The organism is Crossiella sp. CA-258035, assembly GCF_030064675.1.
Classification (GTDB): Bacteria; Actinomycetota; Actinomycetes; order Mycobacteriales; family Pseudonocardiaceae; genus Crossiella.
This window is the reverse complement of sequence record NZ_CP116413.1, coordinates 504,839-519,445: the sequence shown is the minus strand read 5'-3', so window position 1 is coordinate 519,445 and position 14,607 is coordinate 504,839. Positions and strand designations below refer to the sequence as shown.

The 14,607-nt window shown below is 70.5% G+C and carries 14 protein-coding genes; 5 read left to right on the top strand and 9 right to left on the bottom strand.

Annotated features, from left to right (window positions below; genetic code table 11):
- Positions 1-111 precede the first annotated feature (111 nt).
- Positions 112-1,773 (top strand): DNA repair helicase XPB, encoded by a 1,662-nt coding sequence (locus N8J89_RS02515; protein WP_283662748.1) that lies wholly within the window; start codon positions 112-114, stop codon positions 1,771-1,773.
- Here the strand turns inward: N8J89_RS02515 and N8J89_RS02510 are convergent.
- Positions 1,766-2,440: a glycoside hydrolase family 75 protein gene (locus tag N8J89_RS02510; protein WP_283662747.1), complete on the bottom strand. Its 675-nt coding sequence runs from the start codon at positions 2,438-2,440 to the stop codon at positions 1,766-1,768. The genes N8J89_RS02515 and N8J89_RS02510 overlap by 8 nt on opposite strands.
- 187 nt (positions 2,441-2,627) lie before the next feature.
- Between N8J89_RS02510 and N8J89_RS02505 the strand changes: the two genes are divergently transcribed.
- On the top strand, positions 2,628-4,277 hold the full coding sequence (locus N8J89_RS02505; RefSeq protein ID WP_283662746.1) for a hypothetical protein: 1,650 nt from the start codon (positions 2,628-2,630) through the stop codon (positions 4,275-4,277).
- Here N8J89_RS02505 and N8J89_RS02500 read toward each other — a convergent pair.
- Positions 4,274-5,251 carry an alpha/beta hydrolase family protein gene (locus tag N8J89_RS02500; RefSeq protein WP_283662745.1) on the bottom strand — a complete coding sequence of 326 codons (978 nt, stop codon included), beginning with the start codon at positions 5,249-5,251 and terminating at the stop codon, positions 4,274-4,276. The genes N8J89_RS02505 and N8J89_RS02500 overlap by 4 nt on opposite strands.
- A gap of 56 nt (positions 5,252-5,307) precedes the next feature.
- Between N8J89_RS02500 and N8J89_RS02495 the strand changes: the two genes are divergently transcribed.
- Complete coding sequence (locus N8J89_RS02495; protein ID WP_283662744.1) at positions 5,308-5,913, top strand: GNAT family N-acetyltransferase; 606 nt, start codon at positions 5,308-5,310, stop codon at positions 5,911-5,913.
- Positions 5,910-6,764 carry a PaaX family transcriptional regulator C-terminal domain-containing protein gene (locus N8J89_RS02490; RefSeq protein WP_283662743.1) on the top strand — a complete coding sequence of 285 codons (855 nt, stop codon included), beginning with the start codon at positions 5,910-5,912 and terminating at the stop codon, positions 6,762-6,764. The genes N8J89_RS02495 and N8J89_RS02490 overlap by 4 nt, the downstream gene beginning before the upstream one ends.
- Here the strand turns inward: N8J89_RS02490 and N8J89_RS02485 are convergent.
- Positions 6,733-7,833, bottom strand: coding sequence for a CapA family protein (locus tag N8J89_RS02485; protein WP_283662742.1), 1,101 nt, complete (start codon positions 7,831-7,833; stop codon positions 6,733-6,735). The genes N8J89_RS02490 and N8J89_RS02485 overlap by 32 nt on opposite strands.
- Positions 7,834-7,934: 101 nt before the next feature.
- Between N8J89_RS02485 and N8J89_RS02480 the strand changes: the two genes are divergently transcribed.
- Positions 7,935-8,159, top strand: a complete 225-nt coding sequence (locus tag N8J89_RS02480) for a PspC domain-containing protein (protein ID WP_283662741.1) — start codon at positions 7,935-7,937, stop codon at positions 8,157-8,159.
- 7 nt (positions 8,160-8,166) lie between these two features.
- Here N8J89_RS02480 and N8J89_RS02475 read toward each other — a convergent pair whose 3' ends face one another.
- From N8J89_RS02475 to N8J89_RS02450, 6 genes are all read right to left on the bottom strand, one after another.
- Positions 8,167-9,756, bottom strand: coding sequence for a beta-N-acetylhexosaminidase (locus N8J89_RS02475; RefSeq protein ID WP_283662740.1), 1,590 nt, complete (start codon positions 9,754-9,756; stop codon positions 8,167-8,169).
- Entirely contained in the window at positions 9,753-10,595 is an 843-nt protein-coding gene (locus N8J89_RS02470) for a carbohydrate ABC transporter permease (protein WP_283662739.1), read from the bottom strand. Before N8J89_RS02470 ends, N8J89_RS02475 begins: the two co-directional genes overlap by 4 nt.
- Positions 10,592-11,500 carry a carbohydrate ABC transporter permease gene (locus N8J89_RS02465; RefSeq protein ID WP_283666069.1) on the bottom strand — a complete coding sequence of 303 codons (909 nt, stop codon included), beginning with the start codon at positions 11,498-11,500 and terminating at the stop codon, positions 10,592-10,594. Before N8J89_RS02465 ends, N8J89_RS02470 begins: the two co-directional genes overlap by 4 nt.
- Before the next feature lie 62 nt (positions 11,501-11,562).
- On the bottom strand, positions 11,563-12,852 hold the full coding sequence (locus N8J89_RS02460; RefSeq protein WP_283662738.1) for an extracellular solute-binding protein: 1,290 nt from the start codon (positions 12,850-12,852) through the stop codon (positions 11,563-11,565).
- A 206-nt stretch (positions 12,853-13,058) separates the two neighbouring features.
- Complete coding sequence (locus N8J89_RS02455; RefSeq protein ID WP_283662737.1) at positions 13,059-13,730, bottom strand: copper homeostasis protein CutC; 672 nt, start codon at positions 13,728-13,730, stop codon at positions 13,059-13,061.
- A 44-nt stretch (positions 13,731-13,774) separates the two neighbouring features.
- Entirely contained in the window at positions 13,775-14,419 is a 645-nt protein-coding gene (locus N8J89_RS02450; protein ID WP_283662736.1) for a TNT domain-containing protein, read from the bottom strand.
- Between the last annotated feature and the right edge of the window lie 188 nt (positions 14,420-14,607).

The window sequence follows — 14,607 nt, the reverse complement described above, 5'->3', positions numbered from 1 at the left end:
CGGAAGTTCTCTGAAGCGCACCCGCACGACCTGCCCGAACGAACTTGACTTCCGGGGTCACTACCCTGGAAGGCCAGGAAACCGCCACCAGGCCCAGGAGCCCGATACCCCGTGACCGACGGACCCCTCATCGTCCAGTCCGACAAGACCCTGCTGCTAGAGGTCGACCACGAGCTGGCCGACGAGGCACGCATCGCGATCGCGCCGTTCGCCGAACTGGAGCGCGCGCCCGAACACGTGCACACCTACCGGGTGACCCCGCTGGCGCTGTGGAACGCGCGCGCCGCCGGGCACGACGCCGAGCAGGTGGTGGACGCGCTGGTCCGCTACTCGCGTTACTCGGTGCCGCAGCCGCTGCTGGTGGATGTGGTGGACACCATGGGCCGCTTCGGGCGGCTGCAACTGGCCAACCACCCCGTGCACGGCCTCGTCATGTCCACTGTGGACCGGGCCGTGCTGGAGGAGGTGCTGCGCAACAAGAAGATCGCGCCGATGCTGGGCGACCGGCTGGACCCGGACACCGTGGTGGTGCACCCCAGCCAGCGCGGCCACCTCAAGCAGCTGCTGCTCAAGGCGGGCTGGCCGGCCGAGGACCTGGCAGGCTACGTCGACGGCGAGGCGCACCCGATCGCGCTGGCCGAGGACGGCTGGACGCTGCGCGACTACCAGCGGCACGCCGCGCAGGCGTTCTGGGCGGGCGGCTCCGGCGTGATCGTGCTGCCCTGCGGCGCGGGCAAGACGCTGGTCGGCGCGGCCGCGATGGCCGAGGCGCAGGCGACCACGCTGATCCTGGTCACCAACACGGTGGCCGGCCGGCAGTGGAAGCGGGAACTGGTCGCGCGCACCTCGCTGACCGAGGACGAGATCGGCGAGTACTCGGGCGAGCGCAAGGAGGTCCGCCCGGTCACCATCGCCACCTACCAGGTGATCACCCGCAAGACCAAGGGCGAGTACCGGCACCTGGAGCTGTTCGACTCCAGGGACTGGGGCCTGATCGTCTACGACGAGGTGCACCTGCTGCCGGCCCCGGTGTTCCGGATGACCGCCGACCTGCAGTCCCGCCGCCGCCTCGGCCTGACCGCGACCCTGGTCCGCGAGGACGGCCGGGAGGGCGACGTGTTCTCCCTGATCGGCCCGAAGCGCTACGACGCGCCGTGGCGGGACATCGAGGCGCAGGGCTGGATCGCGCCCGCGGAGTGCGTCGAGGTCCGGGTCACCATGACCGAGAACGAGCGCCTCCAGTACGCCACCGCGGAGCCGGAGGAGCGCTACAAGATGTGCTCCACCGCCCGCACCAAGGCCCCGGTGGTCCGCGCCATCCTGGACCGCCACCCGGACGAGCCCACCCTGGTCATCGGCGCCTACCTGGACCAGCTCGACGAGCTCGGCGAGGCGCTCAACGCCCCGGTCATCCAGGGCTCCACCAGGAACAAGGAGCGCGAGGCCCTCTTCGACGCCTTCCGCAAGGGCGAGATCCGCACCCTGGTCGTGTCCAAGGTGGCCAACTTCTCCATCGACCTGCCCGAGGCCTCGGTCGCGGTGCAGGTCTCCGGCACCTTCGGCTCCCGCCAGGAAGAGGCCCAGCGACTCGGCAGGTTGTTGCGCCCCAAGGGAGATGGCCGTCAGGCGCACTTCTACTCGGTGGTGGCCAGGGACAGCCTGGACACCGACTACGCGGCGCACCGGCAGCGGTTCCTGGCCGAGCAGGGGTACGCGTACCGGATCGTGGACGCGGACGACCTGCTCGGCCCGGCACTACCGGAGATCAGCTGACCAACGCGGTCGCGGCCTGCTGCCCGAGGCGGACCGCGGCCGCGTTGTTCTCGATCGGACTGGCCTTCACCCCGGGGAACACCACGAAGTCCACCACGGCCCCACTCACGCCCCCGGTGCTCGGATGCGGGTTGATGCCGAGCTGCCGCGCCATGCCGTAGGAGGCCTCACCGATGATCGCCTTCGGCCCGAGGTCCCCCACCACCCCGTAGACCACCTTGTCCTTGTACACCGCGGCCGCCACTGTGCCCCCGGTGATCCCGGAGTCGCGGTAGTTCCAGGTCGGACTGGCCAGCGGCACCACGATGAAGGGCAGCGTCTCCGCGTTGAGCGGCCTGCCGTCGGACTGGTTGAAGGCGGTGGCGTTCTGCCAGTACGGATCGGTGCTGGCGTTGCACTTGGCGGTGCGCTGCCCGTCGCAGTCGATGTCCAGGTCCGCCCGCCAGTGCACGGCCTTGCGGGTGGCACAGACCGGCACGGTCCGCGCTCCCCCGGCGTCGTGGGCGTACTTGCCGTTGGAGACCTGCTTGGTGCAGGCGGCCACGGCGGCCTTGAGCTGGGCGGCGGTTGGCGGGGCGTCGGTGGGTGGGGCGGCTTGGGCGGCGAGGGCGGGGGTGATCGGGGTGAGGGCTAGGGCGGCGGCGAGCGCGAGCAGGGCTGTGCGCATGATGACCTCCAGGCAGGGACTGGCAATCACTAACCACTTCAGCCTGAAGATGGTTATCGGTTCACAAGTAGGGCCGCAAGAGGCCGACTTCAGCTTTGGTGAAGCGGCATAAAAAACCGGGGGGCCTGGCCGTTTCGGCGAGGACCCCCCGTAGGTGATGCCCACTATACCCGCTAACCTCAATCCCGTGCAACCGGCAACCCCCGAATACGCCCAGCACGTCCTCGCCCGCCTCACCGACTTCTGTCAGGTCGACGGCGTGCTGTGGACCAGAAGACTGTGGGACATAGGTTCGATCTTGACCCTGGAGGAGCTGTGGGAATCAGCCACCTGGCAGTCCCGGAAGGTGATTTCCGGCAGCGCCTTTGACTGGCAGAGACATCAACTCGCCTGTTTGATCGGGCCTGATCTCGGCATGGGCGACAAGGCCCTGCGCCGGGAGGTGGTCCAGTTGCTCGGCTCGGACAGCCTGACCGACCCCAGCTCTGGTCACCGGCGGCTCCGCGAACTGATCGATCACGCGCGCGACGGCTACCTGGACCGATGGGCCGACCGGGTGGCTGACGGTGCCCAGGTGAAGCCCGAGCGTCTGGCCCGCACCCTTGCGGCGCATCTGCTCGACCTCGGCTACACCGCGCAGTTCCTGACTGAGCAGTGGTTGTCAGGGTTGCGTTCGAAAAATACCCACACAGAGGCGATTATTGCCAGCGCAGCCGGACTTGCGCGCATCCCGCCCCGAACTTTTCATGTTCTGCTACCACTTAGCTCCGTACCCGATCGGGCGAGTGCGGAAAATACTCCCGACTGGCTGAACAATTCAGAGGTGCTCAGCTGGCTCAAAAGTGAGGGACATTCCACGAGCGGGGTCCGCTCGCAGGGTGGCTTCCTCTACCGGATCCGGGCACGAGATCCCTACGCCGCCGCTGACAAAGTGCGGCAGCTGTTCGAACGCATTGTCGCGCGCTCGTTCTTCTCCCGCCGAGACCGGGGACAGGTCGCCGCCTCCCCTGTGCTGTGGGTCAGCGGTCATCCCAAGCCGCTGCCCCTGGCCGGCCCGGCCCGGCATGCGGACGTGCTCTCGCTCTCGTACCAGGGCCAGCTCTATGACGTCGCCCGGCCGCGAAACCCCGTCGACGACGCGCTGGAACTGGCCGCACCGGTGAACCAGACCGGTGCCTCCGGCACCGCGCTGGCCGGGGCATGGGCGGCCATCGAGTCGCTGTTGTGCAATCCGGGCGATCCGGTCCCTGCGGGTGAACGCAGCGGCAAGGCAGTGGCCGCGGACCGCCTAGCCGCGATCGTCGCCTGCTCCTGGCCGCGCGCGGAACTGACCACCCTGGTGCGCAGGCATGGTCGCAAGGACGAGGCGGACGAGTTGTCCCGGCGCCGGGACGCCTGCACCACCAGCAGGGCGCAGGCCCTGGTGCTGTTCAACGAGATCACCAGGAACGGCGTGGCCAACCTGCGCTTCCACGGGCGCACGCGGCACGGTGACCGGGTCGCGGCGCAACGACTGGCGGCATGTGTGGCCGAACCGAAGCGGGTGGTCGGGGAACTGGCGGCGGCGGTGCGGATCACGCTCCGGCGGCTGTACCGGGCGCGCAACATCGTGCTGCACGGCGGTTCGACCTCCGGCGTGGCCCTGGACGCCACCTTGCGCACAGCAGCGCCTTTGCTGGGTGCCGGACTCGACCGGATCGCTCATGCCTACTTCGGTGAGGGCCTGGGGCCGCTGGAGCTGGCGGCACGGGCAGAGCTGGCCATGGCACTGGTCGGCGAGGAGACCGGCCTGTCCCTCGTGGACCTGTTGCGAAAGCAGGGAGCGGAGGCGGCTTAGCCGAGGTCGCGCAGGAAGCGCTGTTGGTCGTCCAGGAAGCCGGTGGCGAACAGGGCGCGGGGGGTGAAGAGGGCGGTCAGGGTGAGTTTGAGGTCGGAGCGTTCGATGGTGTCCTTGACCAGGGAGTGGGCGGCGTCGGGGTAGTGCTTGACCTGGAGTGTGCCGCCTTCGGCGAGGGCCGCTCGGTAGCCGCGTTCGGTGTCGGCGGTGTCCACGTTGCGGTCGTGGCCTGCCAGGGTGAGCAGCACGGGCACGCGGCGCAGGGCGGGCAGGTCGGGGGTGGCGTCGGCGGTGTGGTTCTTGGTGATGAAGCGCCAGCGGTCGGGGGTCATGCCGTGCGTTTCGCCGCCCATGGCGCGGGTGTAGTCGTCGAAACTCGCCTGGGTGGCCAGTAGGCGGCGGGTGGTGTCGCTTCTGGTGAGTTGCGCCTCGGTGGGGTTGCCCGCCAGCAGGTGGAAGCGGCCCTGCTGGAGCCAGTTGATCGCGGGTGAGACGGCCAGCACGAAGCGCACCGGGGTCCGGGCGGCGACCTTCGGCAGCACCCAGCCCGCCTGGCTGGCGCCCCACAGGCCGATGCGGTCGCCGTCGATGTCGGGGCGGGTGCGGGCCCAGGCGATGGCGGCGACGGCTTCCTCGGCGCGGTCGGTCATGGACTGGTCCAGCCAGTTGCCGGGGGCGTTCGCGACGCCGGGTTTGTGCCAGGACAGGGTGGCGTAGCCGGCCTTGGCGTTGGCCTCCCAGATCGGGCGGTAGCCGCCCTCGTGGGTGGCGTCGACCGGGCCGTCGCCGTGCAGGTGCACCACCAGGCCGTGGCGGGTGCCGGTCGTGGGCGTGGCCAGCACGCCGTGCAGCAGGTGACCGCCGTGGTTGATCGTGACGGACTGCTCGTTCAGGTCGTAGGAGTGTTGCCACAGCAGCACACCGCCCAGCCCCAGGGCCAGGACCAGGACTGTGACCAGCAGTTTGACTCGCATGGCGAGGAAACTATCACGATCGAAACGATCGTTGAGACTGTGATAGTTTTGGCGGCATGGCAGTGGTGACTCTCCGGCGGGGTGTGCCCTCCGGTACGGAATGGCAGGCGGCGCGGCTGTACTGGGCGGCGTTCGGGCGCAAGCTCGGGCCCGCGCTGAACCCGCCGGAGGTGGCGGTGCGCTTCCTCGCCGAGCAGCTCAACGCCGATCGCGCGGTCTGCGCGCTGCGCGAAGGACAACTGGTCGGCCTGGCCGGTTACCAGCTCGACGGGCGCGCGTTCATCAGCGGCTCCGGCCGGGCCGTGCTGCGCTACTACGGTCTGCGCGGGTGGTGGCGGCTGCCGTTGCTGGCGCTGTTCACCCGCAGGCCCGCGCCGGAGCAGCTGGTCATGGACGGCATCGCGGTCGAGGAGAGTGCGCGCGGGCTGGGCATCGGCAGCCTGCTGATCGAGGAGGTGGTCGCCGTCGCCGCGGAGCACGACCGGGAGCAGGTCCGGCTGGACGTGATCGACACCAACCCGCGCGCCAGGGCGCTGTACGAGCGGCGTGGCTTCACCGCGGTGCGCACCCAGCGGACGCCGTACCTGCGCGGGCTGCTGGGATTCAGCGCGGTGACCACGATGCACCGCCCCGTCCCGCCGAGAGGAGCCCGCACCCCGTGACCGACCGGATCCAGGTCCCCACCCGCCTGCTCGTGCACGCCCTGGTCCGCGCGGACGGCACCGTCGACGCGGGCGAGCTGTACCGGGTCGCCGAGACCATCGGGATGAGCGAGCAGCAGGTCCGCCTGTGCGTCAAGCGCCTGGTCGCCGAGGGCCGGTTCCGGCACGAGGGCCGCGGCCGCAAGGCGGTGCTGCACGCCAGTGCGGACACCCAACGCGAGCTCGCCCCCAACCTCGACTTCCTGCACCACGCCTACCGCCAGGACACCGGCCTGGAGCCGTGGGACGGCCGCTGGCACCTGGCCGCCTTCGCGGTGCCCGAGTCCGCCCGCCCGGCCAGGGACGCCCTGCGCGACACCCTGCTCCGCCTCGGCGGCGCGGCCCTGCAAGGCGGCCTGTACGTCTGCGCGAACCCCTGGGAGCCGTACCTGGTGGCGGCGGCCAGTGAGCTCGGCGTGCCGGACTCGCTCACCCTGCTCACCAGCACGGACCTGCGCCGGGGCGAGGTCAGCGACCCGGTCGAGCTGGCCCGGGAGCTCTGGCCGCAGGAGGAGCTCGCCGAGGGCTACCGCAGGCTCAGCCGGGTCGCCGAGGTCCGGCTGGCCCGGCTCGGCGGCGGGCCGTCCCCCGACGAACGACTTGTCATCGCGGTGGAACTGGCCGCCGAGCTCAGCCGGGTGATGGAGCCGGATCCGCTGCTGCCGCCCGAACTGCTGCCCCAGCCCTGGCCCGGCGCACAAGCCAGGGACCTGTTCGCCCGGTGCTGGACCGCGCTGGGCGAGGAGACCCCGTCGATCCTGTTCCGCCAGTACGCCGGAATCAGCTTCCCACCGGCAGTTCCGCCGCGCTGACCCCCGCGCTGCGCACGATCCGGTCGATCCGGTTGGCCGCCTCGTTCTCCCCCGGCTTCAGCGTGCGCAGCCGGATCGGCGGTCCCAGGTCGACCAGCGTCGGCACGTAGTCCGCCGTCACCTGCCAGGAGCCGTTGGCCTCGGCGAAGCGGAAGCGGGCCAGCACGCCTTCCTCGGTGACGCCGCGGGGTTCCTCGTGCTTGGCGATGTGGTTGCCGAGGCCGTAGGCGACCCACTTGCCCGCGACCTTGGCGATGGGCTGCACGACGTGGGCGTGGTGGCCGATGATCAGGTCGATGGCCGGGTCGTCCAGGAGCTTGGCGGCCAGCTGTTTCTGGTCCGCGGTGGGGTCGTGGCGGTACTCCACGCCCCAGTGCAGGCTGGCCAGCACGACCTCGGCGCCCGCGGCCTTGCTGGCGCGGGCGGCCTTGAGCACGGACTCGGCGCTGAGCTGGTTGGACAGCCAGGGTTTGTCGGCGGGAAGCTTGAGGCCGTTGAAGCCGAAGGTGTGCGAGATGTGGCCGACCTTGACGCCGTTCACCTCGTAGATCACCGGTTTGGCCGCCTCGGGGGCGGTGCGGGCGGAGCCAGTGTGCTTCAGGCCTGCCGCGTCCAGGGCGTCCAGGGTGCGTTTCACGCCGTCCACGCCCTGGTCGAGGGTGTGGTTGGACGCGGTGGAGCAGGTGTCGTAGCCGGTGGTCTTGAGCGCGGTGACGACCTCGGGCGGGGCGTTGAAGCTGGGGTAGCCCTTGAACGGGCCGCCGGGGGCGGCGATGGGGACTTCCAGGTGGCAGATGGCCAGGTCGGCGCCGCTGATCGCGGGTTTCACGCCCTCGAAGAGCTTGGTGTAGTCGCGGCTGCCGCCGCCGTCGGCGGTGGCCTGGGTGGTCAGGGCCGGGTGGATCAGCACGTCGCCGGTGGCCGCGACGGTGAAGGCACGCGGTGGCGGGGCCGCGGCTGAGGTGGGGTGCTGCGCGGAGGTGGTCGCGGGCGGGGCCGGCTGGTCCGCGCCGCAGGCGGTCAGCACCAGGGTGGCGGCCGCGAGGGCGGCGGTCAGGGGTCCGCGCATTTCTCGACCCTAACCTCCCCTGGCTGCATCCGGGCCGGTTCCGGGGCGGGCTCCGGGGTCACCCTGATCCGCCGGAGCCGCCCGCAGTCAAAACTTGTGGCATGTACGAGAACACGACCTACACCGAGACCGGACAACCCGTGAAGAAGCTGCGCCGGAGCCGGACCGACAAGATGCTGGCCGGGGTCTGCGGCGGGATCGGCAAGCTGCTGGGCATCGACGCGGCGATCATCCGCATCGTGCTGGTGGCCGCCACCCTGCTCGGCTTCGGCACCGGCGCGATCATCTACCTCATCTGCTGGCTGATCATGCCGGAAGAGGCCTGAGCCGCCCTCACCTCGGCCAGCCCTGCACGTCCGGTCGGCGCTGCCAGGGCAGGGGGCCGTCGAGGGGGCGGTACTCCACGCCGAGCGCGTCCAGCCGGGGCAGGTGGTGCTCGGTGAGGCGGTGCAGGAACCCCGGTTCGTCGCGGGATGCGGGGCTCCACACCACTTCGGCGAACGCGGCCAACCTGGGGAAGGCCGCGTAGTCCAGTCGCCGGGGCGAGTCCAGGTGCTCGGTCCACAGCTGGGCCTGCGCGCCGAGCACGTGCGCGGCCGCGTCCGGGTCCAGTCCGGCCGGGACCGGCTCGTAGCCGTAGACATCGGTGACCGTGCGCACGAACCCGACCGGGATCGGCTCGTCCGGGTGCTCGGACTGCCGGTGGTCCAGGTACACCTTCTGCTCCGGGCACATCACCACGTCGTGCCCGGCCTTGGCCGCCGTGGCGCCGGCTTCCTCGCCCCGCCAGGAGGCCACCACCAGGCCGGTCGGCAGCTCGCCGACCTCCATGATCTCGTCCCAGCCGAACGCCGTGCGGCCGTGGCCCGCCAGGTGTTCGGCCAGCTGGCGCAGGAACCAGCCGTGCAGACCGGCCTCGTCGGCCAGGCCCAGCTCGGCGATGCGGCGCTGGGCCAGCGGATCGCGCCGCCACTGCACCAGCGGCACCTCGTCGCCGCCGATGCCGATCACCTGGCTCGGGAAGACCTCGACCACCTCGTCGAGCACGTGCCGGAAGAACTGGACCGTCTCGTCCCGGACGTTGAGCACGTTGTCGTTGATGCCCCAGCGGGTCCACACCCCGATCGGCTGGTCCAGGTTGCCCAGCTCGGGGTAGGCCGCGATGGCCGCCTGGGTGTGGCCGGGCACGTCGATCTCCGGGACCACCGTGATGCCGAGACCGGCCGCGTAACCGACGATCTCGCGCAGGTCGTCCTTGGTGTAGAAGCCGCCGTGCGGGCGGGCGTCGTAGTTGCCGCGCTGCCACGGCCCGACGCCGGAACGCTCCCGCCAGGCGCCGACCTCGGTCAGCTTCGGGTAGCGCTCGATCTCCATCCGCCAGCCCTGGTCATCGGTGAGGTGCAGGTGCAGCACGGAGAACTTGTGCGCGGCGAGCAGGTCCAGGAAGCGCAGCACGCCGTCCTTGGGCAGGAAATGCCTTGCCACGTCGAGCAAACAGCCACGCCAGCCGAACCGGGGCCGGTCCCGCACCTGACCGCAGGGCAGCCGCCACTGTCCATTGTGGACAGCGGAGCGGCGGAAGGCGGCCGGGCCGAACAGCTGGCGCAGGGTCTGCGCCGCGTGCCGGGCGCCGGCCAGGGAACCGGCGCGCACGTCCGCCGCGGCCCTGGTGATGGTGAGGACGTACTCCTCCTCGGCCAGCCCGCCGTCCAGGCCGAACCGGATCCGCGGAGCGTCCGCCTCGGCCGAGTCGAGCGGGAAACCCGTTGCCGCGCCGAGGTTCTGCCGCAGCCAGTTCGCCGCGAGGGCGAGCGCGGGGTCGGCCAGGACCGCGGCGCCGGGGCGCAGCTCGAACTCGCCTGCCTCGCGGACGGCGGAGTGCGGGCGGGGCAGCAGCACGTCGAAGGACGGGGTCATGCTCATCCCTTCACCGCCCCGGCCAGGCCGGAGACGAGACGTCGTTGCACGAAGATGAAGAAGATCAGCACCGGGATGGTCATGAGGGTGGAACCCGCCATGATCGCGCCCCAGTCGTTCTGGTCCGGCTTGAAGAAGGTGAGGATGGCCAGCGGCAGGGTCTGGTTCTCCTCGGCGGAGATGATGAAGGTCTTGGCGAAGAGGAAGTCGTTCCAGGCGTGGATGAACGACAGCACGCTGGTCGCGACCAGGCCCGGCGCCACCAGCGGGAAGAGCACCTGCCAGGTGAAGCGGAACCGGCTGGCGCCGTCCAGGGTGGCCGCCTCCTCCAGCTCCACCGGCACCGCGGCCACGAACCCGCGCAGCATCCAGATCGCGAACGGCAGGCCGAAGGCCAGGTGCACCAGCATCAGCGAGCCGAGCTGGTTGAGCCCGAAGGCCGGGGCCACGTCGCCGACCTGGCGCATCAGGAAGAACAGCGGCACGGTCAGCGCCTCCACCGGCACCAGCTGCGCGACGAGCAGCATCACCAGCATCGTGGTGCGGCCCTTGAAGCGGAACCGGGTCAGCGCGGTGGCGGCCAGGAAGGAGCAGAGCAGCGCCACGACCACCACCACCAGCGCGACCACCACGCTGTTGAGGAAGTAGCGGCCGAAGTTCTCCACGGTGAGGACCTTGGTGAAGCTCTCCAGGCTGGGCGCGAAGGTCCACGGGCGCGGCGCGGTGGAGAGCACCTCGCTGGTCGGCTTGAGCGCGGAGAGCACCATCCAGTACAGCGGGAAGGCCACCACCAGCGCGATCAGCACGGTGGCGATCTCGGCCACCGTGCGGCCGGGTCGTTTCACAGCTCCTCCCCGCTCCTGCGCAGCGCGCGCAGGTAGAGCACGATGACGCCGAGCAGCAGCACGGTCATCACCACGCCGATCGCCGAGCCGAGGCCGTACTCGCTGGCGGCGAAGGCCTTCTGGTAGGCGTAGACGTTGAGCACCAGGTTCTGCCCGGCCACGCCACCGCCGCCGGTCATCACGTAGATCTGGGTGAACAGCTTGAAGTCCCAGATGATCGACTGGATGGTCACGATGATCAGCAGCGGCCGCAGCAGCGGCAGGATCACGCTGGTCATGGTGCGCACGGTGGACGCGCCGTCCAGCGCCGCGGCCTCCAGCACCTCGCCGGGGATCGCCTTGATCCCGGCGTAGAGGGTGACCATGACGAACGGGAACGAGCACCAGACCACCTGGGCGGCGACCAGGCCGAAGGCCACGTACTTGTCGAAGGTCCAGGAGTAGCTGGCGAACCCGTCCAGGCCGACGCCGGTGAGGATCTCGTTGACCAGCCCGAAATCGGTGTCGAAGAGGAACAGCCAGACCGTGGACCCGGCCACCGCCGGGGTGGACCAGGCGCCGATCGCGGCCAGGAACAGGATCATCCTGGGCACCGCGCGCACCCTGGTGGCCAGCAGCGCCAGCGCGGCGCCGACCAGCAGGGTGGCCACCACGCAGAACGCGGCGAACAGCACGGTCTGCAGCAGCACCTGCCAGAACTGCGGATCACCCAGCAGCGCCTGGTAGTTGCCGAGGCCGAGGAACTCCAGCGGCGCGCCGCCGCTGGCCTGCTCCTGGCCGTAGTCGAACAGCGAGATCACGATCAGCTGGTAGATCGGGTAGCCGAGCAGGCCGCCCAGCACCAGCAGGGTGGGCAGCAGGTAGCCGATCGCGGCCCGGCCGTCCCGTTTTCTCCCGCGCCGCAAAGGCTTCCCCGGCGTCCCCGGTGGCGGCGCGGCTGCCGTCACCGGGGTCAGGGTGCCTTGGCTCACGAAGTGAAGGCCGTGTTCATCAGCTTGGCCGCCTCGGCGGTGGCCTGGTCCACGGTCTTGGCCTTGGTGACCACCTGCTGGATCATGTTGGGCAGCACGGTCTGCGCGTCGATCTTGGCCCAGGCCGGGGTGACCGGGACGAAGCGGGTGCCCGCCTCCAGGGTGGCGATGAACGGCTTGGTGAACTCGTCGCTGCCGGAGACCTCGCGCTGCACGTCGGTGAAGGTGGGCAGGTTGCCCATCGCGGCGTACATCTTGCGCTGGTACTTCTTGCCCGCCAGCACCTGCAGGAACTCCTTGGCCAGGGTGCGGCGCTCGGTGGAGCGGGTGATGCCGAGCAGGTTGCCGCCGGCGAAGGCGGGCGCGACCGAGCCCGCGGTCTCCCCCGGCAGCGGCACCACGGCGAACTTGCCCTTCACCGCACCGGCTTCCACCGCCTTGCGGTTGAAGTCGCCGCCGATGGTCATCGCGGCCTTGCCGGAGACGAATGCCTGCACGCTGGCGTCGCCGCCGTTGGGCGCGCACGCCGAGGGCGGGCAGATGTCCTCGCTGATCAGCTCGGCGTAGCGGCCCAGCCCGGCCCGGCTCTGCGCGCTGTCCACCGCGGCGGTGAACTTGCCGCCCTCGGCCTTGGCCAGGTCGCCACCGGCGGACCAGACGAAGGGCAGCATGCCGTAGGTGTACTTGCCGCCGACGGAGATGCCGTACAGCTCGGGCTTGGCCTTGCGGATCTGCCGCGCCAGCGGGGCCAGCTCGGCGAGGGTCTTGGGCGGTTGCAGGCCCAGCTCGGTGAAGACGTCGGTGCGGTAGTACAGCGCGCGCACGCCGACGAACCAGGGCAGGCCGTAGGTCTTGCCGTCCACCTTGCCGGTGTCCAGGATCTTGGGCGCGAAGTCGGCCGCCTCCGACCAGCCGGAGAGGTCGCCGGAGAGGTCGGCGAACCCGCCCGCGGCCACGTAGTTGGCCAGGTCGGTGTTGCCGAACTCGGCCACGTCCGGCGCGCTCTTGGCGTCGCTGAAGGCCGCCTTGAAGCGCTCGGCCCTACTGTTGACCTGGATGTACTGCACGTCGACGGCGACACCGGCGTGGGCGGCGGCGAACTCCTTGATGGCCTCGTTGACCACCGCTTCCTTGGGCGCCCGGTTGACCTCGTCGAAGAGCCAAACGCGCAACGTGCCGTCCTTGGCGTCGTTGGCCGAGTTGCTCGGACCGGACTGCACCGGGGCGCAGCCGACCGTGGCGAGCCCGACCAGCGCGGCCACTGCCGCGAGCCGTCTGACCGTCATCGAGACCTCCACACCTGGCGTTGTTGCATACTGCGCAATGTACATTTCGCATGAAGCAACGGGATGCTGGCGATGGTATGGGGCGAAACAGGCTCGAACAAGGGTCTAGACCATCCCAATTACCCGGAACCGGCCCAGCAACGACAGCGCGCCCGCGGGACGAGGTCCGTCCCACGGGCGCGCGTGGCAGTTCTGCCGGCAGCGGGTCAGCCGTCGACCACCCGCCGCCACCCGGCGACCGCGTCCGGGTCCACCGGTGTGTCCCAGCCCGCGACGCGAGCCGGTCCACCGACGTGGAACCCGCTGATCCCGGCCGCCAGCAGCTCCGGCACGTGCTGCTGCTTCAGCCCACCGCCGACCAGCACCGCCAGCCCGTCCGCCGCCTGCCGGTCCGCGAGCTTGCGCAACACCGGCAGCCCCTCGCTGACTCCCGCTGGGGACCCCGCCGCGAGCACCGTGTCGCAACCCAGCCCCGCGACCATCTCCCAGGCCGCCACCGGATCCGCCGCGTTGTCCAGCGCCCGGTGAAAGGTCCAAGCCGCCCCGTCCAGCTCACCGAGCAACGCCCGGCAGGCCGCGAGGTCAACAGTGCTGTCGCCGTCCAGGAACCCGAGCACGAACTCCGCCGCCCCCACCGCCCGCAGTTCGGCCGCATCCCGCCGCAGCCGATCGAGGTCGGCGGGCGCGTACCCCGCCGCGTCCCGCAACATCACCCGCACCGGCAGATCGGTCGCCGCCAGCACCGAGCGCACCGTGTCCGCGCTGGGCGTCAGCCCCCCGGAGCCCATCCCGGAGACCAGCTCCAGCCGATCCGCACCACCAGCCTGCGCGGCCTCGGCATCCCGGGCGTCCAGCGCGATGACCTCCAGCAACGTCATGCCGACCAGCCTAACGTGGTCTAGACCTTCTCCGGATCGACCGTTCAGCGGCGAACGAGGTAGCCGTTGGCGAGCAACCAGGCCACGTTGAGATACCCGTCCCCCGGCAACAACGCGCGGTCCAGCTTGACCTGCACGCCCCGCCCCCGCTGCTCGAACCAGGGCGCGATCAGCCCCTGCCAAACCCGGAACTCCTTGACCACGCGGTAGGTGTGGTAGTTGCACCGGTAAGCGGGATCGAAGGTGTACAGGCTCTGCGGCGGCAACGCCCGCTGGCTGTAGTGCGCCCCGAGCGGCGCCAGGAACTGCCCACCCTCACTACCGAAGCGGTCCAGCTCATAACCGGGCAGCAGCCGGTGCTCCTGCTTGATCGGCGAACCGTCGGGCCGCAACAGGAACCCGTCCTGCGGCGGGTACTTCCAGCTGTTGGCAGTGCCGTCCCAGTACTTGGCCAGGAACCCGTTGGCGTCCAACCGGCCGAAGCGCTTGTAGCCGGTGACCAGCCGACCGACCGGGTGCTGGGCGGCCCGGGGCAGCGTCTCCGGACCCAGGCGGTTGTCGTTGGGCAGGTACGAACCGGCACAGGCCAACGGCGCTGCGGCCAGGGCCGGAGAGGCAGCGCCCAAGAGCAGGGTGATGCTGGCCAGCAGGGTGGTGAGGAAGGTGGCTAGGAAACGGCGGCCCGGCACGGGCGCTCCCTCCAGTGGTGATCAAGGACGGAGCAATCCTGGTGGAGCGGAGAGCAAGACGGGGTGCGAGCGGTCACACCAAGAAGGAAGACCACCCGGAAGGGCGCAGCCCAGCCCGGGGTTGAAACCCCACAAAGCGGGCCTCTCGTCTTCTCCGTACGGCCTGGAGACCGCGCACCGCATCCCGC